Origin of the sequence: Nitrosopumilus sp. b1 (genome assembly GCF_014078545.1) — an archaeon.
Lineage (GTDB): Archaea > Thermoproteota > Nitrososphaeria > Nitrososphaerales > Nitrosopumilaceae > PXYB01.
The window spans coordinates 1-25,394 of record NZ_MU078707.1 but is presented as its reverse complement, the minus strand read 5'-3'; the positions used below and the strand labels follow the sequence as shown (position 1 = coordinate 25,394).

The window sequence follows — 25,394 nt, the reverse complement described above, 5'->3', positions numbered from 1 at the left end:
TTTTATGGTTAAAACTTACATAGAGTATAAAAATGACGGGTGAATCCTTTTTGATGAATAGCAATGTCCGATGAATTTATTCGTGTTGCAACAAAGGAAATAATGGAAGAACTGTCTTCGATATCTGATTTAATAAAGTCCTCAACTAATGATGCCGATATTGAGAACAAGTCTGTTGGAATTGAGAAACACCTTCATAAAATAAAGGGGCTTGCACCAATGATGGGAAAAGAGGATGTAGGAAAAATTTCAACCATTGTGGACCACTTGATGAAAAAAATCATTGAGGGAAACAAAATTTCTAACATTCGTACAATTGTAGTTGATGCAACAATTCTCATGCAAAAATCAATGGGTAACATTAATTGCGATACAAAGACATTCATTGACTCTATGGGTAAGCAGTTCCCTGAGGCTTTGAAATAAAGGCGATTTTAAATAATAATTCATTAATTATGTGACATGAGCAAAATTCTCATTGCAGATGATTCTGAATCTATTCGTCTTGTAATGCGAGATATATTGGCAATTGGAGAGCATGAGATTGTTGGGGAAGCTATAGATGGTCAGGATGCTGTTGAAAAATTCTCAGAATTAAAACCCGATGCAATGTTGCTTGATCTTGCAATGCCAAAAAAAGATGGACTCACCGTAGTTAGAGAAATTGTAAACAAATTTCCAGATGCAATTATCATTCTAATTACTGCAAGTGATAATGAAAAAGTTATCCAAGATTGTTTAGCTGCAGGTGCCACTGCATATGTTTCTAAGCCTTTTGATTTTGACAATGTGCTTAAAGTAATCAAGAACACTTCATCAAAATAATTCTCTTACACAATAAAATTAGATATGATTAAAAGCAGCCGGTTATCTGTTTACTTGATTGAAAAAAATAGTTGCAGATACTAGCATAGTGATTAATGGTCAGTTAGTGCATCTTGTTTCTTCTGGTGAAATTTCTGACTGTGATGTCATAATTCCAACTGCTACTTTGGATGAGCTTCAATCTCAGGCAACTCAAAATAAAGAACAAGGTTTGATTGGTCTTGAGGAATTAAAAAAATTACAAGAAATTATCGTACCTCACAACATCACTTTGTCCTATGAGGGAATGCGACCAAGCGTAGATGATATCAAACTGTCTGGTCGTGGAAGAATTGATGCAATTATCAAAGACATTGCAAAGCAGAGTGAAGCAATACTTTACACTTCCGACAGAGTTCAAGCACTAGTAGCTGAGGCTGAAGGTGTATCTGTGGTTTATCATGCCCCAAAAATAATCTCTGAAAAACTTGAATTTCTAAAATTCTTTGATGATGAAACCATGAGCATTCATCTAAAAGAAGGAATTACTCCTATGGCAAAAAAAGGAAAACCTGGGGATATAACACTCACTCAAATTGGCGAGGATGTTCTCACCCGTGACTATCTGCATGAGATGTCAACTCAAATCTTAGAGGCAACAAAGATTTCTGATTCTGGAAACGTTGAGATATCAAAGCCTGGTGCATTGGTAATCCAGTACGGTGATTATAGGATTGCAATTACTAGGCCTCCCTTTTCAGAAAAATATGAAATTACAATCGTACATCCAATTGTACAGCTTTCTCTTGATGATTATCATGTCTCTGATGAATTGATGAAAAGATTCTCTAGTGGTGCAGAAGGAATCCTAATTTCTGGCGCGCCTGGTTCTGGTAAAAGTACTCTTGCATCTGGATTGGCAAACTATTACAATGGTCTTGGGAAGATAGTCAAAACATTCGAGTCACCTCGTGATCTGAGGGTTGATCCCGCAATCACACAATACACTAGACTTGATGGAAGCTTTGAGAATTCTGCAGACATTTTACTTTTGGTTCGACCTGATTACACCGTATTTGATGAAGTTAGGAGAAGGGAGGACTTTCGAATATTTTCTGATCTTCGATTAACTGGGGTGGGAATGGTTGGTGTAGTACATGCAAATTCTCCATTAGATGCCATTCAACGATTTATTGGTAAAATTGAGCTTGGGATAATTCCAAATGTTATTGATACTGTAGTATTTGTTAAAGATGGAAAGATATCAAAAGTTTATGAGCTTGAACTAAAGGTTAAAGTCCCATCAGGAATGTTTGAGCAAGACCTAGCAAGACCTGTAATAGAAATTAGAAATTTTGAGAACCATGTTCTAGAACACGAAATTTACACTTTTGGTGAGGAAAACGTTATTGTTCCTGTACAGAAGGGTGGCAAAAAACATGGAATTGAAAAACTTGCTGAAGACAGAATTCGAGATGTGATAAAACGATTTGATCCCAATGCACATATTGAAATTTTATCTGATAATAACATTAGAGTCAAAGTTCAGAAGCAATACATTCCATCAATAATTGGTAAAGGCGGCTCTACAATCAACGACCTTCAAAAGTTGCTAAATGTGCACATTGATGTAGAGGAAAATGATGAAGATGACTCATTTCCCGACGCTGAAATTCCTTACACCTTTTCAGAATCAAAGACCGGGATAGTTCTAACCGTTAGCAGAGAATATACTGGAATGCATGCAGACATTTACGTTGCAGATAGATATGTCACTTCATCTAGAATAGGAAGAAAGGGGCAAATCAAAATTCCAAAACGTTCTGACTCTGCACAGAAATTAATGGATCTTGCATCCTCTAAAAACGACATTCAAATTTACATTAAAGATTTTTAAAATTATCTAAAACCTTGGGGTTTGCTTTAAGAAAAGTAATGAATTTTCTTAACTGCTTGATAGTTTTTGGGTTTAGATGGTGCTCTACACCTTCTGCATCTTGATTGGCAGTATCATGCCCTATACCTAAAATTTCAAAAAATTCTACTAGTATGCCGTGTTTTTGTCTTATGGTTTCTGCAACTTGTGAGCCCTTTTGTGTAAGGTTTATTCCGTGATATTTCTCATATTCTAAAAATCCACTCTCATCTAATCTCTTTAGCATCTTTGTGACACTTGGGGCACTAACATTCATGTATCTTGATACATCAAGGGTAGTTGCATATCCCTTTAGCTCCACAAGCTCTGCAATTACTTCTAGGTAATCTTCCATTCTTGTACTGTGTTGGTTTCTTACTGATTGGTGAGCAGCCTTTATTGATTCAAGGCGCTCTTTTCCTTTCTTCAAAGTCTCCTGATATTGATTCGTTCCTGATATAATTTAGTGTTCTTGTAAGGTTATCCTTTATTGACAATGGAGTTATCGAACTTGATCATTTGCTCTTATCTAATTTCTGCTAGATTCTGGTTGGCCATGGAGGATGCACTAAAGCACAGATTAGGAAAACTACGCGCATATTCAGATTCAGCAAAACGCAGAGCAGGACTATACTCTGATATTGCAAAAATCCACGCTCATCATCCATCTCAGCCCCTTCGTGCATTGCAAAAAGCACCTGCACCTGGAAAGAAACTTCAAAAGATTGGGTTTATTCTGCTTTGGGTACCTGAGCCAACATTTGTTACAGCTGCAGTCGGTGGTCCAATGATTCTTGCTGGTAGGTACATGGAGAAAAAATACAACAGCGCTACTATTGCAGATGTAGGAAACCAAACAAAAGAGACAATGTCCTCAATTAATGATTTTAAGAGTGTATTGCAGTCTTGAAAAGATAATGGTATTTTAAAAGCTAGATTTGCATATTATTTGTGGTAACAAGAACTCAGACTCTTCTTCCTATTGGTGTGGCTGCCGTAATCATTGGAGTTGTTGCAATGCTTAACATTCCCACTGATGCAAAACTAGAAGCGGTCCAATTTCCAAAAGGGACCATAAAACTTGATGGAATGGTACTTGAGGTACAAATTGCAGATACTGAGCCTCGTCGAGTTAGAGGTCTAATGTTCCAAAATCAATTACCATATGATGAGGGGATGCTATTTGTTTTTGATACTCCTGGGCAATATTCTCTTTGGATGTTAAACATGCAGTTTCCACTTGATATGATTTGGTTTGATGAACAAGGAAGAGTCGTTCACATTGAAGAAAATGTACCTCCTTGTAAGACTGCACTTGAGACTGCAACATGTACTGGTAAATCCCCCGGTGGATTTGCTTCTTATATCCTCGAAGTGACTGGAGGGTTTGTTGAGAAATTTAACATTACAGAGGATTCTGTTCTGGAAATAATTTCAATTTAATCCCAAAGGCTTATCTTACTTAGTATCATTTTTTGATTAAATGAAAATTTTGATTTCTGGAATCATTGCTGTTGTTATTGGGCTGATAGTAATTTTGGCCTATTCTTTTCCAGCTGAGGATGAAGCAATTAAACTCAATCCTCTCACCATTCAATACAGCTCACTTAATTTTGAATTACAAAAATTACTATCTGAAAATCAATTACAAATGTCAAATCCTATAAAGATATCAACTCCTGAATCAATCTTAAAGTACTGTAACTTTTTTGCTGATTCAAAAATTGATGCAATTGAGCACTGTACCTCTACTGAGATAAAAGATTCTAATGGTAACTTTTTAGGAAATATTCACATGATTGGTACCAATCAGCAAGTCGATTCAATCATAATTATTGCACAATCTGATTCCTCTATGAATAATTTAGATTCAATTGATTCTCTGTTTGATAGTTCAATCAAAGTTTTAGTCTGTGATTGCTGGGAAGAAAAATCTCCAGGTGATTTTACAAGCGTTTCTGATTGGATATCTGCAACGGCAAATATGAAAAACGAGTCAAAAGTAATAAAATCAAATATTGATTCTTTAGAAAGCAAGGATCTCTACTTGGAGTTATCTGAGAATGAAGATGGATACCTTTGGACTCTGGTTATTTCCTTGATCGCCACATAGTAGAGTTTGTTTATTTCAAACACACAGCCTATTATTAGATAAATTGAGAAAATCTCGATTGGGCTTGGGACAAAGTTTACCAAACAAACTGATACACGAATTGCCAAATTCTTCAAAGGATGCATTATTGAAAAAAATCGCATATCTTGAGACTACCAACAAGCGTCTAGTCCAAGAACATCAAAGTAAGGATAATCATATTGCAAGCCTGGAAAGAAAACTACACAAGATTGGCGATGCTGCTGAACAAAGAGATTGGTTACTAGATGAATTAACTAAAAAAATCACAATGATTGGCGAAATACGAACAGATTTGCTAAAACGTGAAAGACTTTCTGCAATAGGTGAACTATCATCAAGATTGGCACATGATATGAGGAACCCCCTGTCAATAATTCTAAATACAATTGATTTGATAAAAATGAAGCATCAAGATTCTCTGAATCCAGATGTAAAAAATTTGTTTTTGATGGTGGACCGGGCTACTTCAAGAATGGCATTTCAATTAGATGAGGTGCTTAACTTTGTTCGAAGTGCCCCGTTGGAATTTGAAAAAAAATCCTTACGCGATATTATTACATCATCTTTGTACCGTATTGTGATTCCTGATGACATTAAAATAATAAAACCAACAATTGATGCAGAAATTGATTGTGATCCTCGCAAACTCGAGGCAATCTTTTCCAATTTGGTTATGAATGGTATTCAGGCAATGAATAACCAAGGTACCATCACAATTAGAATATTTGATGATGAACAGCATGTTACAATTGAAGTGGAGGATGAGGGACCTGGAATTCCAGAAAAATTAACTAAAAAAATCTTTGATCCTCTGTTCACTACAAAATCCCGTGGTACTGGATTGGGATTGGCAACTGTAAAAAATATGGTAGAGCAGCATTCTGGTCATGTTCATTTTAGACAAAACCCAACTGTGTTTTCAATCACTTTGCCTAGAATTCAACATAAACAAACTGTGAGAATTCCATAGAGTTCTTTACCAAAAACACAATATAGCATCAATCTAATAATTTGACGTTTACAATGCTAGATCATATTTGGTTAATTCCCCTTGGATTTGCAGCTGGAACATTAGGTTCTATAATTGGCCTAGGGGGAGGAATAATCGTAGTTCCTGTTTTAACATTTTTTGGATTCCCACCAACTGCAGCAGCAAGTAATAGTCTTTTTGCGGCATTTAGCAATGCAATTGCATCTACTATTTCTTATTCTAAACAAAAGCGAATTGAATACACCATAGGATTACGATTAGGTCTTCTTAGTATTCCTGGAACAATTCTTGGAGCCTTTATTTCAGCAGACGTCACACCAGAAATTTTTAAAATATTGTTTGGACTAGTTTTAGTTTCTTCCAGCATCTACATTTTTCTAAAAAGAAAAATTGAATCAAAGTCAATTAACACATCAAAGCAAATAATGATTCTTGCAATTGGGGCAAGTTTTTTTGCTGGAATAATTTCTAGCTTTTTTGGTATAGGCGGAGGAACGATCTTTGTACCTTTGATGGTAGTAGCTATGGGAATGAGTATGAAAAAAGCTGCTCCTACATCCCAATTTATTTTGTTATTTGCATCATTCTCAGGATTAATCACTCATTCAATACTTGGACATCCTGATTATCTCCAAGCACTCTATCTTGCAATAGGTGCATTTGCCGGAGGTATGGTCGGCGCTAGGCTCTCAATAGATATTAAAGAAAAATATTTGCAAATCCTAGTTTCTGTTGTTATTATCATTGCTGCAATCAAGCTCTTCATTGATTCTGCAGAAAATTTAATTTGACTCTGGATCTTTTTTTAGTCTATAGAGATTTTTTTTGGAAATAACTACTACTTCTCCATTTTGCTTAGTTCCTTCAAAATCTACTGCAATTTTTCCATTTTCTTCATCAATGTCTTTCTTATCTGAAATTGTAAATTTTATTTGTAGAACTTCATCTACTCTAAGTGGTTTTACAAACCGCGTGTTTCTGCTTTCCCAATCAGTATCTCCATCAGTCCCAATGAATAACATATGGTTTCCATAAATCTGGCTTAATCTAGTGAATTCTCCTTCCATTCTTGATAGTATTGCTCTTCCAGACACCATGTGATTTTCTTTACCGGAATCAAGTAATGCGTTTTTCACTCTCGAGAAATTAAGATAGTCTTCTAACTCCTTTTCTGATATACTACACGTGGAAAAAAACTCATCACCTATTCTCATCTCTGAGAATTTTTTCATTCCTATCTTGATTCGTCTACACAGAAGGTTACTTCTGATGATGTCGCAGCAGATTCAGAAACAAAAAAGTTCAACGCTTGTGAGATATTCTCTACATTTGGCTCTCCGCCATCAACTGTGCCTGGTAACACCAAAAATGACCTCACATTTGATTTTAAGACATCACTTAATTCTTGATTAATGGTTGTTGTAAATGGTCTTAATGCTCCTCTGAACACTTCAACTCTTGCTCTATCTTCACCTGAAATCTTTCTTCCTACGGGAAGGTCTGGCCCAATAGTGACAATCGTTCCTTTTTTACCTTGGAACAATCTTGGATCCTTTCCTCCTCCTGGAACAAAATGCTCTAGAGCTTGCTGAATAACAGTTGCAGGAGTGTTAATAAATTTGTCAACCAGATTGTCCCAATCTTTTCTTGATAACTCTACGAACTTTGAAACATTTGGAATATTTCCCGTCAAATGTACAACTGCTGCTATCTCGCCCATATTCTTTGCAGCTTCTAGCCATCTTTTGATCTCCTCTGGATTTTTTAAATCACTAACATGTGAATGGAATTTTCCAGAAATAGAATCTTGTAATTCTTTTTGCGTATCATTTGAAATGATGCATACTGCTTTTCCGCCATTCTTTTCAACATGTGCTGCTAGTGCTTCTGCTCTATCTGCATCACTTTTTTCAGTAGCATTAATTGTAAAGACAAATGTTTTTCCTTTCCAATCTGGTTGATGCACCCCTGGTGTCTTGTTTGCAATATGTGCCCTTACTGGATAAAACACCCTGTCCCCTGGAATGACTTTGCCATTTAAGATGGCAGCCAATTTATCTTCGGATAATTTCAAAACAGTTTCTGCTACTTGTTCTTGTGATAGAAATTGCTCATCTGCAATCATTTTGGATGTGTTTGTTTGAACTTTTTCTGCTATGGTTTGAATCTTTGATAATAACGCAGCTATAGTTTTTGATGATTTTTCTACATCTCCTCCTCTTCGTTTTACGAGATTTTCTGCGGCTTTTGCTATTCCTGCTTTTACAGTTGCATCATCTTCCCCAAGTAAATCAAACAATTCATTATTTACTGACTCAACCTCAACTGGTGTCAAGTCTTCAAATCCACTAACGCGCAAAAATTCAGCAGCTGCCTTTGGATAAACTGTCTTGTAAATTCTATCTGAATGTACTGGACCTGGATTTGTTGCAATCGATATGATTCCTTTCTCTGTTAATTCCCATGACATTGCTTCTGCTAATCTATTCTTTGCACCTTGAGATGCTGTATATGGATCTCTGAATCTGTATGGTCTTTGTTCTAAGGGTCTTTCTTCTGTGAAGAATGTCGAAATTGTAATTATCTTTGCTCCCTTTTTCATTACTCGTAATGCTTGCACAGAAGTCCAAAATGTTCCAGTTAGATGAATATCTACAGTGCTTCTAAAGTCCTTTAATGAAGAATTTGCAAAACATGTGACCGGACCTGAAACTCCTGCATTATTTACTACTACATCTACATTGACATTGGCTTTTTGTAATTCATCAAACATTCCATTAATTCCATCTTCATCACTGACATCGACTCCATCAAAAATTGTCACCTTTCCATTGCTTTGTACTTTGGAGATGATGTCGTTTAGCTCTTTTGCAGCTTCTTCTAAGGGATCTCGTCTTCTACCTAAAATTATCACACTTGCACCATTTTCTACAAACTTTTTTGCAATGGCTTTACCAATACCCGTTCCACTTCCGGTGATTAGAGCAACCTTTCCTTGAAATTTTAGCATGAACAACAGTTCCAATCTTTTGTGATATTTAATTGGATTGATCGGTTTGATTCCTTGATATCTTTATTTGTGGGCTTGTTTGATTAATGACATGCATGATTCTGAACCAGATACATTTGTTTCAAAAACATGGCCAGAAAAATTCTCAGACATGTTAAAAGAAATCGGTATTGATTCAAAATCCAATGAAATAGCATCCGGTGATGTTGAAAATGATGATTATTACAGTAGGTACTTTTCTCAAACCCCACGAATGGTTACAAACAAGGGAAGCTTGGAAGTAAAAAACTCCAACATTGACGTAATACAAATTATTCAAAAGGGATAGAAATGCAAGATCCAAATCCACTACCTTGGGGCGCACTTGATAGATTTCAAGCACACTTTATTGTACGAAAAAATGCTGGAAATGATACTTCTGCCTTTGTTGCAAAAACTGTTCTCAAGACCTCAGGACACTTTGGAGACAAAAAAGTTGTATCCGTATCCTGGAATGGCGGAAAACTCGCAGAAGCACTAAACTCTGATTCTGCATTAAACGAGTCCATTGCAAAACAATCAATCAAGGATGCATCAATATTTGTAGAGCCAACTGAGACTGGAATTAGAATTCATAACAAATGGAAGAACCACTTGGATTTCGATATTTCAAAAGAAATGTTTGAAATCTATGATAAAATAGCTGGCCACATCAAATCACTTTAGGCTCGCCACCAATCTAGCGCAAGAAAACTAACATTATCTTTTCCGTGTGGAATTGCAAGGATGAATTGCTTTCTTACTGTTGTTGCTAATCTTCCAGCAAGTACTACTCCTGTACTAGTGATGATGTCTTTTTTGTTATACACTTGAACTAAATACGGTGCATGATCAATTCCTGGACCTTTCTCATATACTGCAAAATCACATCCAAATTTTATCCCAGGGTTGACAATGTAGCCATTATCTCTAAAATTTTTGTACACTGTAAATTTTTTATCAAAATCATGATATTCTTTTCTACAAATCTTTAACATTTGCTCATCTGAAATTTTCTTTTTTAATTGATAAACTGTAATTTTTCCATTTTGCATCAAATAATAGCTTTCTATGAGATCCAAAATCAATGGAACATTGATTTCCTCAAGTTTTGGTTTTGGCATTCCAATTGGCTTTCCATAGTATCCACTTGAAAAAAGTTTTTTAGAATTTTCAATATCCCAAATAATTACTCGATTCTCTATTAGCTCACTCTTCATGAATTGTCTCCTCTAACATTTGGTATTATTTGTTAGGTTAGAATAGAAAAATAACTAGATTCACTTGACTATAGGCTTAATGCTAATAGTATGAATGAATCTGATACTCTTTGACATTTGTCAGCCATCTCTTCAATTCCTTCAATGACGTCCTTAACTAGTAGGAGTTCCTTGGTATTTGTGATTTCATTGAGGATTGTGATTGTGGCTTCGCGATATTTGATATCGATCTCTCTTTCAATTGCTTGAGTTTCTTGGGCTAATTCGATTGCATTTGATGCATTGGTGTTTAGACTTCTAATCACCTCATTTAGTTTGTAAACTTCGTCCACTACAAGTTCAATGAGTTTTGTAAGATCTTTGTCTAACTTTGAATTCTTTAGTGTGGCCGGTTTGATATTTGCAAGTTTAAATGAAATTCCAGTGATGTAACCTGCAATCTCATCCATTGTGTATGCCGTATTGAGAAGGTTTTCTCTATTCATAATGAGTCCTCCAACATCTGCCACCTCACGAGTAATCTTGCGTCGTAGTGTTTCTACTTCCTCCTCGATAGTAGAAATTTGTTCTAAGGTATTCTTAATTCCGGTCTTGTCTTTTTTCATCATGAGATCTGGTAGTGTGGCCAATTCTCTTGATGCATTTAGGATTCTGTTTATTTCATCTTGTAAGACGGCAATAGCCTTTCTCTTAGCTTGAACTTCAAGTTCCCCGCTATACATTTCAGAAATTTGTAATTTTGTGAGCCTAATTAAATCATTAGATCTTTGTCAAATTAAGAGGAAAAAACCTAATACTGCTCTGCCTCGTTTTGTGTTACCTTCTTTTGGCCACGAAAAAGTGTGATGACTTCTTGATCTGTTGATGCATTTTCAGCAGATTTCTCTGCCCTTATCTTTCCAGTGAATTTGGGAAATCGTAATGCAAGCCCTGCATTCTTTCGTAATTCATTAAATGCTGTTTTGTGAATTGGACTTAATGTAATTTCAGAGGCGACTATCTCTATTACTAGCTCTGGCTCAAACCAAACATCTGCTTCCATCTCGCTAATTATTCTTGGATTCTTTTTGATTGTCACTTTGTTAGATAGTATCTGATAGAGTTGATCTAAATCCTCATCAGTAAATCCTGTTCCAACTTTGCATATGCTTGGAAACTCATCCATATCTTCATTGTAGGATGCAAGAAGTAATGTGCCGTATCTTCCAGTTCTTCTTCCTTTTCCAAAAAATGCCCCAATTACTACAAGGTCTAAACTATCTCCAAGCTCGTTGCGGTATTCTCGTTTTAGCTTCAACCAAAGATTTCCTCTCGAACCTGCTCTGTACGGGCCATCTAGCGTTTTCAGCATTAGTCCTTCACAACCTGCATTGATACTATTTTCCAAGAAATCTTCTATCTCAATTTCATTTTGGACTGTTGTCATTGGAATAAGCTTTACAAATTCATCCTCCTGGGTGATCTTTTCCAATATGCCTCTTCTCTTCTCATAAGAATTCTCTAGGCAACTCGTATCATCATAATACAACACATCAAACAAATTTACTGAAATTGGATATTGGGTTACCGCTTTTTCTATCTTGTACTTTCTTCTCCTGTGCATTAATTCTTGAAATGGAAGAAACTCTCCTGTGTTTTCATTAATTGCTACTGCTTCAGCTTCTAAGATGACTTGCTTTGAATTGATTCTTTTTGGAATATTTTCTACAATGTCTGGATAATAATTTGTAATGTTCTCTAAACTTCTTGAGAATAAAACTACTGCATCATCTTTAATGTGAATCTGAACCCGTTCCCCATCCAATTTGTATTCTGCTGAAAATTTATCTCCTAATTTTTCAATGGCTTCAGCTTCACTCTTTACTCTCTCAGCAAGCATTGGTCTAATCGGATTGAACAGTGTAATGTGAAAATCATTTATTCCCTCAATGCCTTTTGCTACAATTGTTTCTGCAACTTTTCCTAAATCGCTTGAAACGTTGTATGCATTCTCCAAAAACTTTCGATTATCTTTTGAACCGGTAAAAGCAATTGCCAATGCATCCATTACTGTGTTTTCTGCAATTCCTAATCGTAATGTTCCTAACAAAATTTTTAAAATAAAACTCGACTCCTGTGGGTTTGCGTCATTAAGTAGACTAGAGATGTACTTCATCTTCATGTCTTGTGATCTGGCCCCTTCAAGCTTTGCAATCTTATACAATGTCTCGTAAACTCTTTCGACGGTAATGTCTTCGACAAGAAATGTAGTCTGTGTTTTTTGTTCTAGTATTTTTGATGCTGCATGTCCAAGGTCTCCTCCATCTTGATACTCTTGCTCTATTTTCTTACTGGGAATTCCTGATGATTTTGATATTGCCCTAATTGCCAGCTTTTCAGCAACACCCAACTCTATTCCTTCAAAGTCTGGTCTTAATTTTCCCTGAATCAGATAAACAATTTTTGAAATAACATCTGGTGGGGTATTTTTGAATAACTCCACTAGAATGCTTGTCAGCTCTAATCTCTTTGTGGTTTTTTCCATTCGTTCAAAAGATTCTGATAAAATTGAGAATTGCACTTAGGGATTTCTACTGTGACTAAAATAAAAGTTTGAACTAGATGTATCTGAAAATTGTCTTTTTTTCAGACTTTTTCACATCTGATACTAGGGCAAAATTGTGCAGTGGATATGATTTCTTGTAGTCTTTCATAAAACTCCATGCTACATCGTGTGTTTTGAAATCTTTTCTAATGCCATCAATCTGAGTTTCTTTACCGTATACATCAAAGATTACAACAGTATAGCTCTTTGGCTTGTTGTGTGGTCTTGCTTTTAGAAGCCATGCAAATGCAAAAGCAAAGACTGCTGCTAAAATTACAACTTCGCCAAAACTCTTGAAGAATGTCCATATGAAATTGGGTATTGTGACTCCAAATAACTGACCCACAAACTGAGAAAATGATATAATTGCAATTGCTGTTAAAATGTATGTCTTTATCTCAAAAAGCAAAAATGCCTTATTCATGAATATACTTCTTTGTATTTGCTTTTAACCCTTTACTAGATTTTCACGAAATGACATTAATCTGGATCTTCATAGTTTTCTTTTTTCTGACCAGAAGAAGATCCTTCCTCAATTGGTTTCATCTTCTGCTCCAAAATATCCATTCTTGCGCGATATCCTTCTGCATATTCTAGTTCTGATGGGACTAGTGTAGCTGGATGGATAAATCCCTGACTTCTCATTGCAAGGGCTTTCTTTGTTGCAATCTCTCTGACATAATCCCAATCTGGTGTTGAAAATCCGTCAAAGGGACCAGTAAGTTTTCCATTATGCATACTAAATACTAGAGCAGATACAATTGGAATGCAAAAGTCAATTGTTGCAGCTGTGTTGAGCTTTACTGGCATTAGAGGCATGTTATGACTTCCTCGTGTATTTCCAGCAACGTAATGTGGATTATTAAAAACACTACCTGCTTCTTCCGTAGCGGGAAAATTCTTTTGTGTTCTGATAAGGCAAACTGGATCATCCTTTCCTACATAAGTTCCTGCAATGTTGTGTAATCTGTCTGTTGAAGCAGCTAGGATTGGTTCTCCCTCTTTAGTTTCAATTGTTGATATGACATATCTTCCTGGATACATCAATGCAGCTTCAACAGTAGGCTTGTCTTCCCACAATGATAACTTTGCAATCTTTCCTTCTTCAACGTCCATCACGCTTATGTTAACTCCTTTTGCAAGGGATTTGTTTACAATTAACCCTGTGTTGCTTAATCCGTCAACAAATAATCTGTATAATGGATAGTTAAATGCGCCAGGCTCTGTTTTATCTGCAGCAAAAACTGTAAATGCTTCATTGGGTCTTTCTTCAAATTCCATTTCAGCAACTCCTGGACCCATTCCTTTGATGTTGCCTGAAAATGAATCCTTGAGAAGATCTTGACCTGCACCATACAGTCCTTCTTCTTTGGCAACTTTAGTACCAGCTTCAAATGCATTCCATGCTAATTGATGAATCTCTTTATTTTCGACACCTTTGGTATGTGTCATGACAATATGAACATCATCACCACAATATCCGATGTAATGATCAAGCAACAAATTTCCTGCAGATTCTACAGTCTTTCTAACTGCATTGATTAATCCATCACTTGGTCTAGTATGTCCTCCGATTCCACCAACATCTGCTTTGATAACTGATACAGTAATTTTCATGATTTGTCTCAATATCTCTTTGATTTATGTGTAATTTATCAAAATTGATGATCCCAAAAAAATTGAAAAAAATCTTGTCTTTCTTCAAAAAATCGGAAAGGTAATAAATCCCCTCCATCTACGATTTCGATATGGCTAATAAAGACCACTTGAACCTGATTGTTACAGGTCACATCGATAACGGAAAATCCACCACAATGGGTCACTTCTTAATGGATCTAGGTGTTGTGGATGAAAGAACTATTGAAGCTCATGCAAAAGCATCTGAAGAAACTGGAAAAGGTGATACCTTCAAGTATGCTTGGGTTATGGATAATATTAAAGACGAAAGAGAGAGAGGTATCACAATCGATCTCGCATTTCAAAAGTTTGAAACTCCTAAATTCTTCTTTACCCTAATTGACGCCCCAGGACACAGAGACTTTATCAAAAACATGATTACTGGTGCTTCTGAGGCTGACTGTGCAGTTCTAGTACTCTCTGCAAAAGAGGGTGAAACTGACACTGCAATTGCACCTGGTGGACAAGCAAGAGAACACGCTTTCCTGCTTAAAACCCTAGGCGTAAACCAATTAATTGTCGCTATCAACAAGATGGATGACAGCAATTTCTCTGAAGAAGCCTTCAAGGTAGCAAAAGAGAAGGGTGAGAAATTAATCAAATCTGTAGGTTACAAAATTGATCAAGTACCTTTCATTCCAGTATCTGGTTGGAAAGGAGACAACTTGGTAAAGAAATCTGAAAACATGGCTTGGTACAAAGGAAAGACACTCTTAGAAGCATTTGATGACTTTAAGATGCCAGAAAAGCCAATTGGCAAGCCACTCAGAGTTCCAATTCAAGACGTATACTCCATCACTGGTGTGGGAACTGTACCAGTAGGTAGAGTTGAAACCGGTAAGATGAAGGCTAACGATAAGATCATTGTAATGCCTTCAGGCGCAGTTGGTGAAATCAAATCAATCGAAACACACCACCAGCAAATGGAATCTGCAGAAGCTGGAGATAACATTGGATTTAACCTAAGAGGCATTGAAAAGAAAGACATCAAGAGAGGAGATGTAATGGGAACACCCGACGCTCCACCAAAAGTTGCAAAAGAATTCAAAGCACAAATTATTGTTATACACCATCCAACGGCATTAGCTCCTGGATATACACCAGTAATGCACTGTCACACAGCTCAAGTCGCTGCAACAATTACAGAGTTTGTCTCAAAGATAAACCCAGCAAGTGGTGCAGTAGAAGAAGAGAATCCAAAATTCTTGAAAGTTGGTGATTCTGCAATTGTAAAAATCAGACCAGTAAGACCAACCCCAATTGAAACATTCCAAGATTTCCCTGAGATGGGCAGATTTGCTCTAAGGGACATGGGTGCAACAATCGCTGCTGGTATTGTTAAAGAAATTACTGAAGAACACAAACCATAGGTAGGAGTAGATGACTCAATCTGCTCGCATCAAACTAACAAGCACCAGTCTCCCTAAACTAGATGGTGTTTGTGGCGAGATAATGGGGATTGGAAAGAAAACTGGTGTTAGAGTAAAAGGACCAACTCCACTTCCTGTAAAAAGATTGCATGTTGCTACAAGAAAATCTCCTTGTGGAAACGGAACAGAAACTTATGAGAAATGGGAGATGAGAATGCATAGAAGAATTATTGATATTAATGCAGACGATAAGGCAATTAGGCAATTAATGAGACTAAAGATTCCTGATGATGTCTACATCGAATTATCACTAACTTAGGTTTGTTAGCCTTAAATTACAGCAAAGTGAGCAAATATCATGTCTGAAGAAACCCCTGATGTATCTATGGAGGAATCTGCACCCTCTGAGCAGTTTGAAGTAATCTACTCTTGTCTTAGATGTGGAACAACTGTATCAAATACCGAATTGACTCGCTTGCCAGAAATAAAATGCATTTGTGGATTTAGAGTATTCAATAAAGTACGTCCACCAGTAGTAAAATCTGTTAACGCAGTATAGCTATCTGTCTTTTTTGTAACTATGTTCTCTTTGTAGATGAGTTCTCATATCTTCCATATTTGAAAACGATTCATTGCATTCTTTACAATCGTATGGAAGGTCCTTGTAGTGTGTTACTTGTTGATGTTGCATGAGCTCTTCTATCTTTGAGAATTTTGCTTTACATATTTCGCATACATTTTTTTTAAAAAACATTAACTCATCCTGATTTTGCTTTTTGTTCGTCCCAACAATTTCTACAAAGCTGTCCTGTCATCTTCCACTTTGATTTTGGATTATATCTGATAAAACCCATCTTGCTTCCGCAGACACTACAGAAATTTTTTTCATTTTTATGACTTGTCTCTTTTTTATCAAAGCATTCCTTGCAAAGCAATCCGTCCATATCCCATTGCCATCTTGGCTCCCATAAATCTGAAATTTTTTTCGTTATTCCGCATTGTGCACAGGGCTGACGCGATTTTGCTTCAAAATACTCCTTACTCTTATCCACATGGCAGTTTCCACAAAGTGAGCCCTTGATATTCCACTCTCTTTTTGGCTTGTGTTTGTGAGTGATCTCTTTGTTACAAACTGCGCAATATGTAGGACCTCTACTGAATAATCGCATCTTTGACTGTATATTCAGGTCTAAAAAATAGTTTACCCTGTCTAAATCTAAAACAAATATCAAAAATGAATATAGGCCGTTTAGGCTTGTTCAATAATCTTTTCTATTGCTTGGCTTGCATTAACCATACCATGTTTTTTTGCAAATTCTTCGATCATCTTGTATTGATCATTTGAAAAGCAAATTGGCATTGAGCGTTTTTCCATACTTTACTATCTTTTTTTTATTTAATATCCTTTACGATTGGAAAGATTTTTGATATGATGCTTATCATGGCAGACATGACAAAACGAATCCAAATTTTGGTAATAGGTCATAACGATAATGGATGTACTCCGGAGCATGAAAAAATTGCTTACGAGACTGGATCTGAGATTGCAAAATCAGGCGCCGTATTGATATCTGGTGGTCTAGGTGGTGTCATGAGGGCATCTTGTCATGGGGCCAGAGATGCTGGAGGTTTGACTGTAGGGATAATTCCTCAAGATGATCCAACATTTGCAAATGAATTTTGTGATATTGTTATACCGAGTGGAATGGGACTAACTCGTGATTTTCTAAATGCACTTTCTGCTGATGGAATAATTGTAATTGGTGGAGGTTCTGGAACTCTCTCTGAGATGGCAGCTGCATACATGCACAAAAAACCAATGGTGGTCATAAAAAATACCGGCGGTGTATCTCAACAGTATGTTGACAAATATCTGGACCACAGAAATAATGTTAAGATTCTTGGTGCGGATAATCCTAAGGATGCTGTAAAGTTAATTCTATCTAAAATTACTTCATAGAAACTAGTAGTGGATCAGGCTCGTAAAACTTTCCATGTTTTTGCGCCAACTGGTTTAACTCATTTACAATGTTTGACATTCCAATTTCTTTTGCTGTTTCAAACAATGGCTTTTTGAGTCCTAATCCTAATTGTGCTGCTTTTTCAATCTCTTCAATGTCGCTTGCCCCATTTGATACTAACCATGCTGCATTGTTTAAAATATTTGAAACAATTTGAATGGGGTTACATTTGTTAGCAAGATCTTCTGATAAAGGAATTCTCTCATATTTGTCATCTGAGTATTTGTAAAACCCTTCTCCAGTCTTTTGACCTAATTTCTTTTCGTTAAATAATTTTTCAATTGTCGGATGTGGGTTGATTACTTTTTTATCTCTCAGATGCATCTCAATTGTAGCTTTGTGTATGACATCCATTCCAGTAAAATCTGCAAGCTCAAATATTCCCATTGGGAAACCAAGCTTGAATTTTACAGCAGAATCAATCTCTGTCTTATCGTATTCAAATCTACCCATAACGTAACATGCTTCGTGAACAAGTGGAATGAATAATCGGTTCACAATAAATCCTGGAACATCTTTTCTGCAAACTACTGGTTGCTTGTTTACTGATTTTACATAGTTATTTGTTATATCTAAAATATCCTTTCCAGTTTTTTCTCCTGGGATTACCTCCACCAGTTTCATTAGTTGAGGTGGGTTAAAGAAATGAATTCCAATAAATTTTTCAGGTCTGGTTGTTGTGTTTGCAATCTCTGTAATTGGTAGTGTACTTGTATTTGATGCAAAGATAACATTTTCATCAGCAGCCTCATCTAGCTCTGCATATACTTTTTTCTTCAAATCCATGATCTCTGGAACTGCCTCAATGACCATGTCTGCATTCTTTACTGCTTCTTTCAAGTCAACGATAGGAACTATTCGTGAATAAATGTCCTCAGACTGTTCTTTTGTAATTTTTTGTTTTGATACTAGTTTATCTAAACTCCACTTTATCTTCTCCATTGCTTTATCAAGAAATTTCTGCTCAATATCTCGTAAGACAACACTGTACCCTGACATTGCAGAAACTTGAGCAATCCCATGACCCATTATTCCTGAACCTAAAACTGTAATATTCTTAATCGCCATATGTTTGATGAAAACTAGTATCCTTTATAATATATTTCAAAATTTTAATCTGTAATGGGATTACTACGAAAAAAAGAAGATCCAAATCAAACAAAATGTAAAGAATGTGGTATGGAATTACATGACCCTGAACGCCTAAAGAGACATCTAAAGAAGGCACATGGAAATGTACCTGCAAAAAAATTGGACCCTAAAGGTAGTGATGGGGGTCTTTGGTAATTTTGGAACTATCAGAATCACAAAAGCATGGATTAATTTTTGGAGGTGCAATTATCATTGCAGGCTTGGTTTTGGCTACTGTGGTGTTTCCTTTTTGGAATTTGATTCGTGAAGATGTTTTTGAGGAAGTTGAAATTCTCTCAAACAAAGATGGTGTTTGCTATGTTGCAACCCAAGACAATGTCCCTAAAACCATAGAAAACTGTAATGCCCAAGTTGGTGATACTGTTACTATTAAATTTGGACGAGATTTAGCTTGGGCTGAAATAGTAACACCGTAGTTGAATTTAATATCTTGATAATTCCACTATCGACTATGGATTGTATTTTTTGTAAAATTGTTAGCGGTGAGATTCCATCAAAAAAAATTCTAGAAACAGGAAAATCTCTGGCATTTTTAGATGCATTCCCAGTAACTGCAGGTCATTGTCTGGTAATTCCAAGAAATCATTATGAAAAAGTACAAGATCTTCCCTCTGAGGAAAATAAAGACCTCTTTGAGACAGTGAGGATGGTCACATCAAAAATTGATCAATTAACGGGTGCAACTTTGATTGCTATACATAATGGTAAGCAAAGCGGGCAGGAAGTACCTCATGTACATGTTCACCTGATTCCTAGGAGTGATGATGATTCTGCAGGACCTGTTCATAGCATGTTTCAAAACACACCAAAACCAGATAACAAAACAACTGAAGAAATTTTTAAAAAGTTAATTATGTAATTTAATGGGGATATAGTTTCTCTTTAGTGTCTAGGTTTTCAACTATGATTGCCTTTGTGGGGCATGTCTCTGCTGCATTCATAATTTTATTTATGCCTGCTCCTTTCATGTTGTGAACTTTTGATTTTGGATTCATCCTTGATAATCTATCAACTTCAAAAACATTTGGTGCAATCATCTCACAACTACAACATCCTATGCATAAGCTTGGGTCGACATTGACAAAAAGATTGGGTTGCTTTTTGGGCTCTTTTGTTTTTTCAAATTCTTCATTTTTTCCATTGTTGTTAACCTTTGCATCATATGCTTCCCAAAACTTTCTTTCATATTCTTTCCAAAATCCTGGATTTTCATCTTCAAAGTCTTGAGTATACTTGCTCCAGTCTTGTTGGGGTGGATCATTTTTTGGTGGAGCTCCCCACTGTGAATTATTTTTTCTGATATCTTTTCTCTGTTTTGTTTCATCATCAGTAAAATCCCAACTCTTGTTCTTTGATTGATTGCTTTGATTATTTTTTAAAATATGATATGCTTCTGTTACAAGTTTGAATTTTTTATCATCTCCCTTTGATCTATCTGGGTGTAATTCTAGGGCCAACTTTCTGTATGCTATCTTTACTTCATCAAAAGATGCATCATTCTTTATTTCCAAAGTCTGGTAAGCTTGGGATGTATTCACTAATCTCCTAAAGCCATGGCTATTTTAAAAACAATTTGTGTCTCACTTTATTATGATCTCATCATCTTGTTTCCAAGCAGGATCTACTATACATAAAAACTCCAAATTTTCGCTTCCGGTGTTTTCTACATGTTGCGGTGACATGGGTGGCACGTAAATCACACTGCCAGTTTTGACTTTTAATGATGTATCATCAACATGAATGATTCCGTTACCCTTTAGAAAATAATAGACCTCAGATGACTTTAGTTTGTGCTTTGATGATTTTTTTCCTTGATTCAAAGTAAAATGTGCAATACTATACCTTATCCCATCCAAAGTGTTGTGTGGATGAAATAATTGGCGAATAATAGTTCCTTCATTTCCATGAATTGTTTCCACTTCGTTTAGATCTTTAAACGACATAACACACTATAGGATGAATAATTATAATTTCTTTATCACTTTTGAATTAAAGTCTGATTCAAACCAAATGGTTTTTGGCTCTTTCTTTGATGGCATATATGCATTAATGGCAAAATGAGAAAAAGTCTTCTTGCTTACAGAACCGTGTGTGTGCAGTGTTTTTGCCGGAATATATGCAATGTCTCCTTTCTTTAAAGAAGTCGTTTTGATTAATTTTATTTCAAATAATGAGTTCTTTGTTTTTGTATTTTTTTTAAAAATTTCGAGACTGCCAATTCCTTCTGTAACGATTAACGTCTGACCACCTGTATGGTAATGTAGTTTCGTCCTACTACCATTTTTGAAGGTTACATGATATAATTTTTCATCATTTGATTTTATTTTGCTGGTGATCTCTTTCATTACTGTCTTTCCTGTAAAATATACGCTGTCGGCATTTTTTGTTTTAACTTGAGCAAGATTCGTCTTTTGAATTTCCATAATTTTCCTTATCTGACTGTGTTTTATCTGTTTTAATCATTCTGACTTGCATGCAATCTTTAAAAGTTGATTCAACTTTGATGTATTATTGTCAAATGTTGATTATGAGAGTAAGACCTTTGTTTTAAAAGTAAATCTCGATAAATTCGAAGCAACAAAGATAACAGAACAAAAAAAGATTAGTGTCTTTAAGAGTCTCTTCTCAAAACCTAAAGCAGACGAGGTCAATGTTGCATCAACTGATTTAATCTATGAGGGAGTACTCTATGTCTCTGGTACTTACACTGCTGATTACTATAGAAAAGCAACTCATGAGATATCTGTAGACCATAATGTTAGTGAGGTAGTTTTGGGTGACGGAACATTTCCTATTCGTGAAAAATCGAAATTTGCTAAAATGCTTTCAGGTAAAAAAGGAAAGAACAAAGTAGATATTCAAATGGAAGAGCACGCTTACACTGTAAACTCTGATTCAATGTATTTCGATCAACATGGGACCGAAATAAAATTTCCCTTCAAATTGGATTCTAAAAATTTAGAAAACTATCCTACAAGAGTTTTACAAAAAAATCAATCTGGTGTAAAAAAACCAGATTTGTCTGTAGAAGATGCTATGACGAAATTAAAAACTAAGTTAAAACAACTTGATGTCGAAAATGTTAGAGATTTAAGAGAAGATTTTACTATTGATGAAGTTTATGAGATCTATGTTCCAATTTACGAATCACGAATTGTAGGTCCAAAAAAGAAAGTAGAACTCCTCCGAATAGATGCTGTAAGAAACAAAATTTTGTAATTTATTTTACCATTTTTCTAAATCGTTCGTCGTCTTCAAATCTTTCAAATATTTTTTCAGCTCTTGCCCATTTTTTTATGGTTTTTGGCTCTTTCATTATTGCCCTCTTTAGTAATTCTAGAGATTGACTGACCTCATCTAATGCAGCTTTACTTCTTGCTTTGGCATAAATTACATTGACATTGTCTTTATGCTTCTCTAAAATTTTATCAAAAACTCTTACTGCTTCCTCATGCTTTCCTAGTTCTGCTAGTTCAATTCCCTTGTGAAACAAACCATCAAGATGACTTGGATTGTTTTTTGATACTTTCTCAAAGCAATTAAGTGCCTCCTCATGTCTTGCAAGCTTTCCTAATACAATTCCTTTGTAAAATAATGCATTTGGCTTTCTGGGATCTAATTTTATAGCTTCATCTAAAATCACTAATGCTTCTTCATGCTTTTCAAGTCTATCAAAAAGCACTCCTTTGTTAAAATATGCAGCAGCATACTTTGAATCTGTAGCAATTGCCTTGTCATATGATTCCAATGCTCCATCTGTATTGCCAAGTTCTGCTTGAGCAATTGCCTTGTTGTTATACGCATCAGGATCATCCTTCTTTATCTCGATAATTTTATCAAAGCATGTTATCGCATCTTGATATTTTTTTAATTGATTTAGGGTTAGGCCTTTTTTGTGTAGGGCAGACAAATTTTCTGGGTCGTTTTTGAGGGCTTTGGAAAACAGTACTAGTGCCGCCTTGGGCTGATTCTTTTCAAGAAAAGCCACTCCTTGATAGATTAAGTCTTCTGGGTCCTCTTTTTTTCCAAAAAATATCATGCTATTTCAATATCCTTAGTACTTAATAATTTTCAAATTCTCAATGATGGAAATCTTCTGTAAATCTTTGTGTGGCATTAACCAAATTTTTGATATCTGAAATTGAATGTGCATTAGATATTGCTCCAAGCTTTCCAGGTAAAAAGAAGATGCCATCTTTTGCAATTAATTCCGTGTGATATCTATGCAATAACTCTACGTCACATTTTGCTGCATCTGATGCATTATTGATTTGTGTGACTCCATCCTTGACAAAGTGGGTCATAAATAATGAATCCTTTCCTGTGATGATTACTTTATCACCAAATGTTTTCTTTAATTCTCTTCTTGCATAATTTCCTAGTTTGCTAATCTTTGAGTAGATTGATTTTTTCTTTAACTCTGTTAGGGTTGCATGACCTGATGTCATTGAAATAGGATTTGCAGAAAATGTTCCGCCTCCAATATATGATCTTTCTTCTTTAGCATATTTTCCGGTGTTTGCATACTCCATTATCTCTTCTTTACCACACAGGACTCCTATTGGGAACCCGCCTCCTACAATTTTTCCCAAAGTGACAATGTCAGGATCAAGTTTCATTGTTGGATAAAGACAACCGTATCTGAATCTAAAACCTGTAACAATCTCATCTAGTAAAAATAATGAATTGTTTTTATGTACAAATTCTTCCACTGCCTTGAGGTATTCCTGAGTTGCTGGAATACATCCTCCGCCTCCTAGTACTGGCTCAATAATGGTACATGCCAAATCCTCTTTGACAGAATTTAAAATTTCAATTGATTTTTCTACATCATTGTATGGAATTGATATTATGTTTTCCTCATTTACTAGTCCACTACTTTCTGATTTACTAAACGGCCAGTTGACAGTTTTTAGAAGCTCAGATGTGTATCCATGCCATCCTCCGTCAATCTTTGCAACAATTTTTTTTCCAGTGACTGAGCGAGCTAATCTTACTGCATACATTGTGGCCTCAGTACCTGATGTTACATAGCGAATCTTTTCTGCAGCCGGCACTGTCTTTTGTATTGTGCTTGATAGCTCAACTGTTGGATTGTTGACTGTACCAAACATCCATCCATTGTTTACTTGTTTTTGGACTCTATTTTTTACTGAGCTTGGAGCATGTCCAAGAATTAAACTCCAGTGCCCCATCCAATAATCTACAAATTTGTTATTATCGACATCAATCAGATTTTTGCCTTTGGCAGATTTTACAACAAATGGATATGGCTCAAAAAATCTAATGTTGTGACTTACTCCGCCAACATGAAATTTTTGTGATCTTGCAAAAATCTTTGAGGATCTCCTTGTCATTTTTTTGTATTTTGAAATATAATCCACTTTTTTCAGTCCTATTTTCTATTATTTGATCGTCAATTTAATCAAAGATCGAAACTTCTTGGCATGGTTTATATGTATTTGAGAAACTTCACCCTCTGCATACGTAACGCAAGAGCGGCGCTTGTGATGAAGTATGGTATTGGACCATTTTATGATTCCCAAGCCTCCAGTTACGCATACAAAATGAGGATCTGATCAAATGATCAAATCTGAAATGTGAAGATTATGTGCATTCCGTTCAATTCCAATTAAGTACAATAGTACTTCTATAATCCACTGAATCCGGTTGATCCTGCCGGACCTGACTGCTATCGGATTGATACTAAGCCATGCGAGTCTTTGTAGCAATACAAGGCAGACGGCTCAGTAACACGTAGTCAATCTACCCTATGGACGAGGATAACCTCGGGAAACTGAGAATAATACTCGATAGATCATAACTCCTGGAATGGTTTATGGTCCAAATGATTTATCGCCGTAGGATGGGACTGCGGCCTATCAGTTTGTTGGTGGGGTAATGGCCCACCAAGACAATTACAGGTACGGGCTCTGAGAGGAGTGGCCCGGAGATGGGTACTGAGACACGGACCCAGGCCCTATGGGGCGCAGCAGGCGAGAAAACTTTGCAATGTGCGAAAGCACGACAAGGTTAATCCGAGTGATTTCTGCTAAAGAAATCTTTTGTCGGTCGTAGAATCACCGATGAATAAGGGGTGGGCAAGTTCTGGTGTCAGCCGCCGCGGTAAAACCAGCACCTCAAGTGGTCAGGAGGATTATTGGGCCTAAAGCATCCGTAGCCTGTTGTATCAGTTTTCGGTTAAATCTATACGCTCAACGTATGGGCTGCCGGGAATACTGTACAGCTAGGGAGTGGGAGAGGTAGACGGTACTCGGTAGGAAGGGGTAAAATCCTTTGATCTATTGATGACCACCTGTGGCGAAGGCGGTCTACCAGAACACGTCCGACGGTGAGGGATGAAAGCTGGGGGAGCAAACCGGATTAGATACCCGGGTAGTCCCAGCTGTAAACAATGCAAACTCAGTGATGCATTGGCTTGTGGCCAGTGCAGTGCCGCAGGGAAGCCGTTAAGTTTGCCGCCTGGGAAGTACGTAC

35 protein-coding genes and 1 rRNA gene are annotated in these 25,394 nt (G+C 36.2%); 19 read left to right on the top strand and 17 right to left on the bottom strand.

The annotated features are described in order from the left end of the window. Positions 1-63 precede the first annotated feature (63 nt). From C6988_RS00175 to C6988_RS00165, 3 genes are read left to right on the top strand one after another with little or no spacing between them, the layout of a single operon-like run. On the top strand, positions 64-426 hold the full coding sequence (locus tag C6988_RS00175; RefSeq protein WP_182132376.1) for a hypothetical protein: 363 nt from the start codon (positions 64-66) through the stop codon (positions 424-426). Between the two features lie 36 nt (positions 427-462). Beyond that, positions 463-825 carry a response regulator gene (locus C6988_RS00170; protein WP_182132374.1) on the top strand — a complete coding sequence of 121 codons (363 nt, stop codon included), beginning with the start codon at positions 463-465 and terminating at the stop codon, positions 823-825. A 58-nt stretch (positions 826-883) separates the two neighbouring features. After that, positions 884-2,701 carry a PINc/VapC family ATPase gene (locus tag C6988_RS00165; protein ID WP_182132373.1) on the top strand — a complete coding sequence of 606 codons (1,818 nt, stop codon included), beginning with the start codon at positions 884-886 and terminating at the stop codon, positions 2,699-2,701. Here C6988_RS00165 and C6988_RS00160 read toward each other — a convergent pair. Further along, positions 2,688-3,074: a metal-dependent transcriptional regulator gene (locus tag C6988_RS00160; protein ID WP_182132489.1), complete on the bottom strand. Its 387-nt coding sequence runs from the start codon at positions 3,072-3,074 to the stop codon at positions 2,688-2,690. The genes C6988_RS00165 and C6988_RS00160 overlap by 14 nt on opposite strands. 156 nt (positions 3,075-3,230) lie before the next feature. Between C6988_RS00160 and C6988_RS00155 the strand changes: the two genes are divergently transcribed. The 5 genes from C6988_RS00155 (at position 3,231) to C6988_RS00135 (ending at position 6,635) form a co-directional block, all read left to right on the top strand. After that, positions 3,231-3,629 carry a hypothetical protein gene (locus C6988_RS00155; protein WP_255464084.1) on the top strand — a complete coding sequence of 133 codons (399 nt, stop codon included), beginning with the start codon at positions 3,231-3,233 and terminating at the stop codon, positions 3,627-3,629. Positions 3,630-3,670: 41 nt separating this feature from the next. Beyond that, complete coding sequence (locus tag C6988_RS00150) at positions 3,671-4,162, top strand: DUF192 domain-containing protein (RefSeq protein ID WP_182132371.1); 492 nt, start codon at positions 3,671-3,673, stop codon at positions 4,160-4,162. A 40-nt stretch (positions 4,163-4,202) separates the two neighbouring features. Further along, positions 4,203-4,832 carry a hypothetical protein gene (locus tag C6988_RS00145; RefSeq protein WP_182132369.1) on the top strand — a complete coding sequence of 210 codons (630 nt, stop codon included), beginning with the start codon at positions 4,203-4,205 and terminating at the stop codon, positions 4,830-4,832. A 64-nt stretch (positions 4,833-4,896) separates the two neighbouring features. Beyond that, on the top strand, positions 4,897-5,823 hold the full coding sequence (locus C6988_RS00140; RefSeq protein ID WP_182132367.1) for a sensor histidine kinase: 927 nt from the start codon (positions 4,897-4,899) through the stop codon (positions 5,821-5,823). A 53-nt stretch (positions 5,824-5,876) separates the two neighbouring features. Beyond that, on the top strand, positions 5,877-6,635 hold the full coding sequence (locus C6988_RS00135; protein ID WP_182132365.1) for a sulfite exporter TauE/SafE family protein: 759 nt from the start codon (positions 5,877-5,879) through the stop codon (positions 6,633-6,635). Here C6988_RS00135 and C6988_RS00130 read toward each other — a convergent pair. Both C6988_RS00130 and C6988_RS00125 read right to left on the bottom strand, forming a co-directional pair. Beyond that, on the bottom strand, positions 6,627-7,076 hold the full coding sequence (locus tag C6988_RS00130) for a hotdog family protein (RefSeq protein WP_182132363.1): 450 nt from the start codon (positions 7,074-7,076) through the stop codon (positions 6,627-6,629). The genes C6988_RS00135 and C6988_RS00130 overlap by 9 nt on opposite strands. A gap of 2 nt (positions 7,077-7,078) precedes the next feature. Further along, positions 7,079-8,854 (bottom strand): SDR family oxidoreductase, encoded by a 1,776-nt coding sequence (locus tag C6988_RS00125; RefSeq protein WP_182132361.1) that lies wholly within the window; start codon positions 8,852-8,854, stop codon positions 7,079-7,081. Positions 8,855-8,945: 91 nt separating this feature from the next. Here C6988_RS00125 and C6988_RS00120 point away from each other — a divergent pair, with 91 nt between their 5' ends. After that, on the top strand, positions 8,946-9,182 hold the full coding sequence (locus tag C6988_RS00120) for a hypothetical protein (protein ID WP_182132359.1): 237 nt from the start codon (positions 8,946-8,948) through the stop codon (positions 9,180-9,182). Positions 9,183-9,184: 2 nt separating this feature from the next. After that, positions 9,185-9,559 carry a hypothetical protein gene (locus tag C6988_RS00115; RefSeq protein WP_182132357.1) on the top strand — a complete coding sequence of 125 codons (375 nt, stop codon included), beginning with the start codon at positions 9,185-9,187 and terminating at the stop codon, positions 9,557-9,559. Here the strand turns inward: C6988_RS00115 and endA are convergent. The 5 genes from endA to fbp all read right to left on the bottom strand — a co-directional run bounded on the left by endA (position 9,556) and on the right by fbp (position 14,293). Next, positions 9,556-10,092, bottom strand: coding sequence for a tRNA-intron lyase (gene endA / locus C6988_RS00110; RefSeq protein WP_182132355.1), 537 nt, complete (start codon positions 10,090-10,092; stop codon positions 9,556-9,558). The genes C6988_RS00115 and endA overlap by 4 nt on opposite strands. A gap of 68 nt (positions 10,093-10,160) precedes the next feature. Beyond that, positions 10,161-10,814 (bottom strand): DUF47 domain-containing protein, encoded by a 654-nt coding sequence (locus C6988_RS00105; RefSeq protein ID WP_182132353.1) that lies wholly within the window; start codon positions 10,812-10,814, stop codon positions 10,161-10,163. 68 nt (positions 10,815-10,882) lie between these two features. Beyond that, positions 10,883-12,652, bottom strand: a complete 1,770-nt coding sequence (locus C6988_RS00100) for an ATP-dependent DNA ligase (RefSeq protein ID WP_182132351.1) — start codon at positions 12,650-12,652, stop codon at positions 10,883-10,885. Positions 12,653-12,689: 37 nt separating this feature from the next. Further along, a complete protein-coding gene (locus C6988_RS00095) occupies positions 12,690-13,100 on the bottom strand; it encodes a hypothetical protein (protein ID WP_182132349.1) in 411 nt (136 codons plus the stop codon). Between the two features lie 56 nt (positions 13,101-13,156). Then, complete coding sequence (gene fbp, locus C6988_RS00090) at positions 13,157-14,293, bottom strand: fructose-1,6-bisphosphate aldolase/phosphatase (RefSeq protein WP_182132347.1); 1,137 nt, start codon at positions 14,291-14,293, stop codon at positions 13,157-13,159. A gap of 131 nt (positions 14,294-14,424) precedes the next feature. Between fbp and tuf the strand changes: the two genes are divergently transcribed. Genes tuf through C6988_RS00075 form a run of 3 tightly spaced genes read left to right on the top strand, consistent with a single transcriptional unit; the run spans position 14,425 to position 16,282 of the window. Further along, complete coding sequence (tuf, locus tag C6988_RS00085) at positions 14,425-15,723, top strand: translation elongation factor EF-1 subunit alpha (RefSeq protein WP_182132344.1); 1,299 nt, start codon at positions 14,425-14,427, stop codon at positions 15,721-15,723. Positions 15,724-15,733: 10 nt separating this feature from the next. Next, positions 15,734-16,042 (top strand): 30S ribosomal protein S10, encoded by a 309-nt coding sequence (gene rpsJ / locus C6988_RS00080; protein WP_182132342.1) that lies wholly within the window; start codon positions 15,734-15,736, stop codon positions 16,040-16,042. 39 nt (positions 16,043-16,081) lie between these two features. Further along, positions 16,082-16,282 (top strand): TFIIB-type zinc ribbon-containing protein, encoded by a 201-nt coding sequence (locus C6988_RS00075; RefSeq protein WP_182132340.1) that lies wholly within the window; start codon positions 16,082-16,084, stop codon positions 16,280-16,282. Here C6988_RS00075 and C6988_RS00070 read toward each other — a convergent pair whose 3' ends face one another. The 3 genes from C6988_RS00070 to C6988_RS11110 form a co-directional block, all read right to left on the bottom strand. Beyond that, on the bottom strand, positions 16,283-16,477 hold the full coding sequence (locus C6988_RS00070; RefSeq protein WP_182132338.1) for a C2H2-type zinc finger protein: 195 nt from the start codon (positions 16,475-16,477) through the stop codon (positions 16,283-16,285). A 4-nt stretch (positions 16,478-16,481) separates the two neighbouring features. After that, positions 16,482-16,892 (bottom strand): hypothetical protein, encoded by a 411-nt coding sequence (locus C6988_RS00065; RefSeq protein WP_182132335.1) that lies wholly within the window; start codon positions 16,890-16,892, stop codon positions 16,482-16,484. Between the two features lie 80 nt (positions 16,893-16,972). Beyond that, positions 16,973-17,098 carry a hypothetical protein gene (locus C6988_RS11110; protein WP_255464074.1) on the bottom strand — a complete coding sequence of 42 codons (126 nt, stop codon included), beginning with the start codon at positions 17,096-17,098 and terminating at the stop codon, positions 16,973-16,975. A 75-nt stretch (positions 17,099-17,173) separates the two neighbouring features. On the opposite strand from C6988_RS11110, the gene C6988_RS00060 reads away from it, so the two are divergent. Then, entirely contained in the window at positions 17,174-17,683 is a 510-nt protein-coding gene (locus C6988_RS00060; protein WP_182132333.1) for a TIGR00725 family protein, read from the top strand. Here C6988_RS00060 and C6988_RS00055 read toward each other — a convergent pair. Next, positions 17,673-18,812, bottom strand: a complete 1,140-nt coding sequence (locus tag C6988_RS00055; protein ID WP_182132331.1) for a 3-hydroxyacyl-CoA dehydrogenase — start codon at positions 18,810-18,812, stop codon at positions 17,673-17,675. The genes C6988_RS00060 and C6988_RS00055 overlap by 11 nt on opposite strands. Positions 18,813-18,866: 54 nt before the next feature. On the opposite strand from C6988_RS00055, the gene C6988_RS00050 reads away from it, so the two are divergent. The 3 genes from C6988_RS00050 to C6988_RS00040 are packed head-to-tail and all read left to right on the top strand — an operon-like array spanning position 18,867 to position 19,755. Then, the gene (locus C6988_RS00050) at positions 18,867-19,031 is read left to right on the top strand and encodes a hypothetical protein (protein WP_182132329.1); all 165 of its coding nucleotides are present in this window, start codon (positions 18,867-18,869) and stop codon (positions 19,029-19,031) included. 2 nt (positions 19,032-19,033) lie between these two features. Next, entirely contained in the window at positions 19,034-19,312 is a 279-nt protein-coding gene (locus C6988_RS00045) for a hypothetical protein (RefSeq protein ID WP_182132327.1), read from the top strand. A 35-nt stretch (positions 19,313-19,347) separates the two neighbouring features. Next, positions 19,348-19,755 (top strand): HIT family protein, encoded by a 408-nt coding sequence (locus C6988_RS00040; protein ID WP_182132325.1) that lies wholly within the window; start codon positions 19,348-19,350, stop codon positions 19,753-19,755. Position 19,756: 1 nt separating this feature from the next. Here the strand turns inward: C6988_RS00040 and C6988_RS00035 are convergent, their stop codons facing one another. The 3 genes from C6988_RS00035 to C6988_RS00025 are packed head-to-tail and all read right to left on the bottom strand — an operon-like array spanning position 19,757 to position 21,319. Continuing rightward, positions 19,757-20,434, bottom strand: a complete 678-nt coding sequence (locus tag C6988_RS00035; RefSeq protein WP_182132323.1) for a ferredoxin — start codon at positions 20,432-20,434, stop codon at positions 19,757-19,759. A 42-nt stretch (positions 20,435-20,476) separates the two neighbouring features. Beyond that, the gene (locus C6988_RS00030) at positions 20,477-20,839 is read right to left on the bottom strand and encodes a cupin domain-containing protein (RefSeq protein ID WP_182132321.1); all 363 of its coding nucleotides are present in this window, start codon (positions 20,837-20,839) and stop codon (positions 20,477-20,479) included. Positions 20,840-20,860: 21 nt separating this feature from the next. After that, positions 20,861-21,319: a cupin domain-containing protein gene (locus C6988_RS00025; RefSeq protein ID WP_342752352.1), complete on the bottom strand. Its 459-nt coding sequence runs from the start codon at positions 21,317-21,319 to the stop codon at positions 20,861-20,863. 88 nt (positions 21,320-21,407) lie between these two features. On the opposite strand from C6988_RS00025, the gene C6988_RS00020 reads away from it, so the two are divergent. Beyond that, positions 21,408-22,115: a hypothetical protein gene (locus C6988_RS00020; RefSeq protein ID WP_182132319.1), complete on the top strand. Its 708-nt coding sequence runs from the start codon at positions 21,408-21,410 to the stop codon at positions 22,113-22,115. 1 nt (position 22,116) lies between these two features. Here C6988_RS00020 and C6988_RS00015 read toward each other — a convergent pair whose 3' ends face one another. Together C6988_RS00015 and C6988_RS00010 are read right to left on the bottom strand one after the other, a co-directional pair. Then, complete coding sequence (locus C6988_RS00015) at positions 22,117-22,935, bottom strand: tetratricopeptide repeat protein (protein ID WP_182132317.1); 819 nt, start codon at positions 22,933-22,935, stop codon at positions 22,117-22,119. Positions 22,936-22,975: 40 nt separating this feature from the next. Next, on the bottom strand, positions 22,976-24,253 hold the full coding sequence (locus C6988_RS00010) for an aspartate aminotransferase family protein (protein WP_182132483.1): 1,278 nt from the start codon (positions 24,251-24,253) through the stop codon (positions 22,976-22,978). Positions 24,254-24,559: 306 nt separating this feature from the next. Here C6988_RS00010 and C6988_RS00005 point away from each other — a divergent pair. Beyond that, a 16S ribosomal RNA gene (locus tag C6988_RS00005) occupies positions 24,560-25,394 on the top strand; the annotation flags it as partial.

Excerpts from the sequence above, each read along its gene's own strand:
- C6988_RS00175 (WP_182132376.1), top strand. The coding sequence starts at position 64 with ATGTCCGATGAATTTATTCGTGTTGCAACAAAGGAAATAATGGAAGAA.
- C6988_RS00170 (WP_182132374.1), top strand. The coding sequence starts at position 463 with ATGAGCAAAATTCTCATTGCAGATGATTCTGAATCTATTCGTCTTGTA.
- C6988_RS00160 (WP_182132489.1), bottom strand. The coding sequence starts at position 3,074 with ATGGAAGATTACCTAGAAGTAATTGCAGAGCTTGTGGAGCTAAAGGGA.
- C6988_RS00145 (WP_182132369.1), top strand. The coding sequence starts at position 4,203 with ATGAAAATTTTGATTTCTGGAATCATTGCTGTTGTTATTGGGCTGATA.
- C6988_RS00135 (WP_182132365.1), top strand. The coding sequence starts at position 5,877 with ATGCTAGATCATATTTGGTTAATTCCCCTTGGATTTGCAGCTGGAACA.
- C6988_RS00130 (WP_182132363.1), bottom strand. The coding sequence starts at position 7,076 with ATGAAAAAATTCTCAGAGATGAGAATAGGTGATGAGTTTTTTTCCACG.
- C6988_RS00125 (WP_182132361.1), bottom strand. The coding sequence starts at position 8,854 with ATGCTAAAATTTCAAGGAAAGGTTGCTCTAATCACCGGAAGTGGAACG.
- C6988_RS00120 (WP_182132359.1), top strand. The coding sequence starts at position 8,946 with ATGCATGATTCTGAACCAGATACATTTGTTTCAAAAACATGGCCAGAA.
- C6988_RS00115 (WP_182132357.1), top strand. The coding sequence starts at position 9,185 with ATGCAAGATCCAAATCCACTACCTTGGGGCGCACTTGATAGATTTCAA.
- endA (WP_182132355.1), bottom strand. The coding sequence starts at position 10,092 with ATGAAGAGTGAGCTAATAGAGAATCGAGTAATTATTTGGGATATTGAA.
- C6988_RS00105 (WP_182132353.1), bottom strand. The coding sequence starts at position 10,814 with ATGTATAGCGGGGAACTTGAAGTTCAAGCTAAGAGAAAGGCTATTGCC.
- C6988_RS00095 (WP_182132349.1), bottom strand. The coding sequence starts at position 13,100 with ATGAATAAGGCATTTTTGCTTTTTGAGATAAAGACATACATTTTAACA.
- fbp (WP_182132347.1), bottom strand. The coding sequence starts at position 14,293 with ATGAAAATTACTGTATCAGTTATCAAAGCAGATGTTGGTGGAATCGGA.
- tuf (WP_182132344.1), top strand. The coding sequence starts at position 14,425 with ATGGCTAATAAAGACCACTTGAACCTGATTGTTACAGGTCACATCGAT.
- rpsJ (WP_182132342.1), top strand. The coding sequence starts at position 15,734 with ATGACTCAATCTGCTCGCATCAAACTAACAAGCACCAGTCTCCCTAAA.
- C6988_RS00075 (WP_182132340.1), top strand. The coding sequence starts at position 16,082 with ATGTCTGAAGAAACCCCTGATGTATCTATGGAGGAATCTGCACCCTCT.
- C6988_RS00070 (WP_182132338.1), bottom strand. The coding sequence starts at position 16,477 with ATGTTTTTTAAAAAAAATGTATGCGAAATATGTAAAGCAAAATTCTCA.
- C6988_RS00065 (WP_182132335.1), bottom strand. The coding sequence starts at position 16,892 with ATGCGATTATTCAGTAGAGGTCCTACATATTGCGCAGTTTGTAACAAA.
- C6988_RS11110 (WP_255464074.1), bottom strand. The coding sequence starts at position 17,098 with ATGGAAAAACGCTCAATGCCAATTTGCTTTTCAAATGATCAATACAAG.
- C6988_RS00060 (WP_182132333.1), top strand. The coding sequence starts at position 17,174 with ATGACAAAACGAATCCAAATTTTGGTAATAGGTCATAACGATAATGGA.
- C6988_RS00055 (WP_182132331.1), bottom strand. The coding sequence starts at position 18,812 with ATGGCGATTAAGAATATTACAGTTTTAGGTTCAGGAATAATGGGTCAT.
- C6988_RS00050 (WP_182132329.1), top strand. The coding sequence starts at position 18,867 with ATGGGATTACTACGAAAAAAAGAAGATCCAAATCAAACAAAATGTAAA.
- C6988_RS00040 (WP_182132325.1), top strand. The coding sequence starts at position 19,348 with ATGGATTGTATTTTTTGTAAAATTGTTAGCGGTGAGATTCCATCAAAA.
- C6988_RS00030 (WP_182132321.1), bottom strand. The coding sequence starts at position 20,839 with ATGTCGTTTAAAGATCTAAACGAAGTGGAAACAATTCATGGAAATGAA.
- C6988_RS00025 (WP_342752352.1), bottom strand. The coding sequence starts at position 21,319 with ATGGAAATTCAAAAGACGAATCTTGCTCAAGTTAAAACAAAAAATGCC.
- C6988_RS00015 (WP_182132317.1), bottom strand. The coding sequence starts at position 22,935 with ATGATATTTTTTGGAAAAAAAGAGGACCCAGAAGACTTAATCTATCAA.
- C6988_RS00010 (WP_182132483.1), bottom strand. The coding sequence starts at position 24,253 with ATGACAAGGAGATCCTCAAAGATTTTTGCAAGATCACAAAAATTTCAT.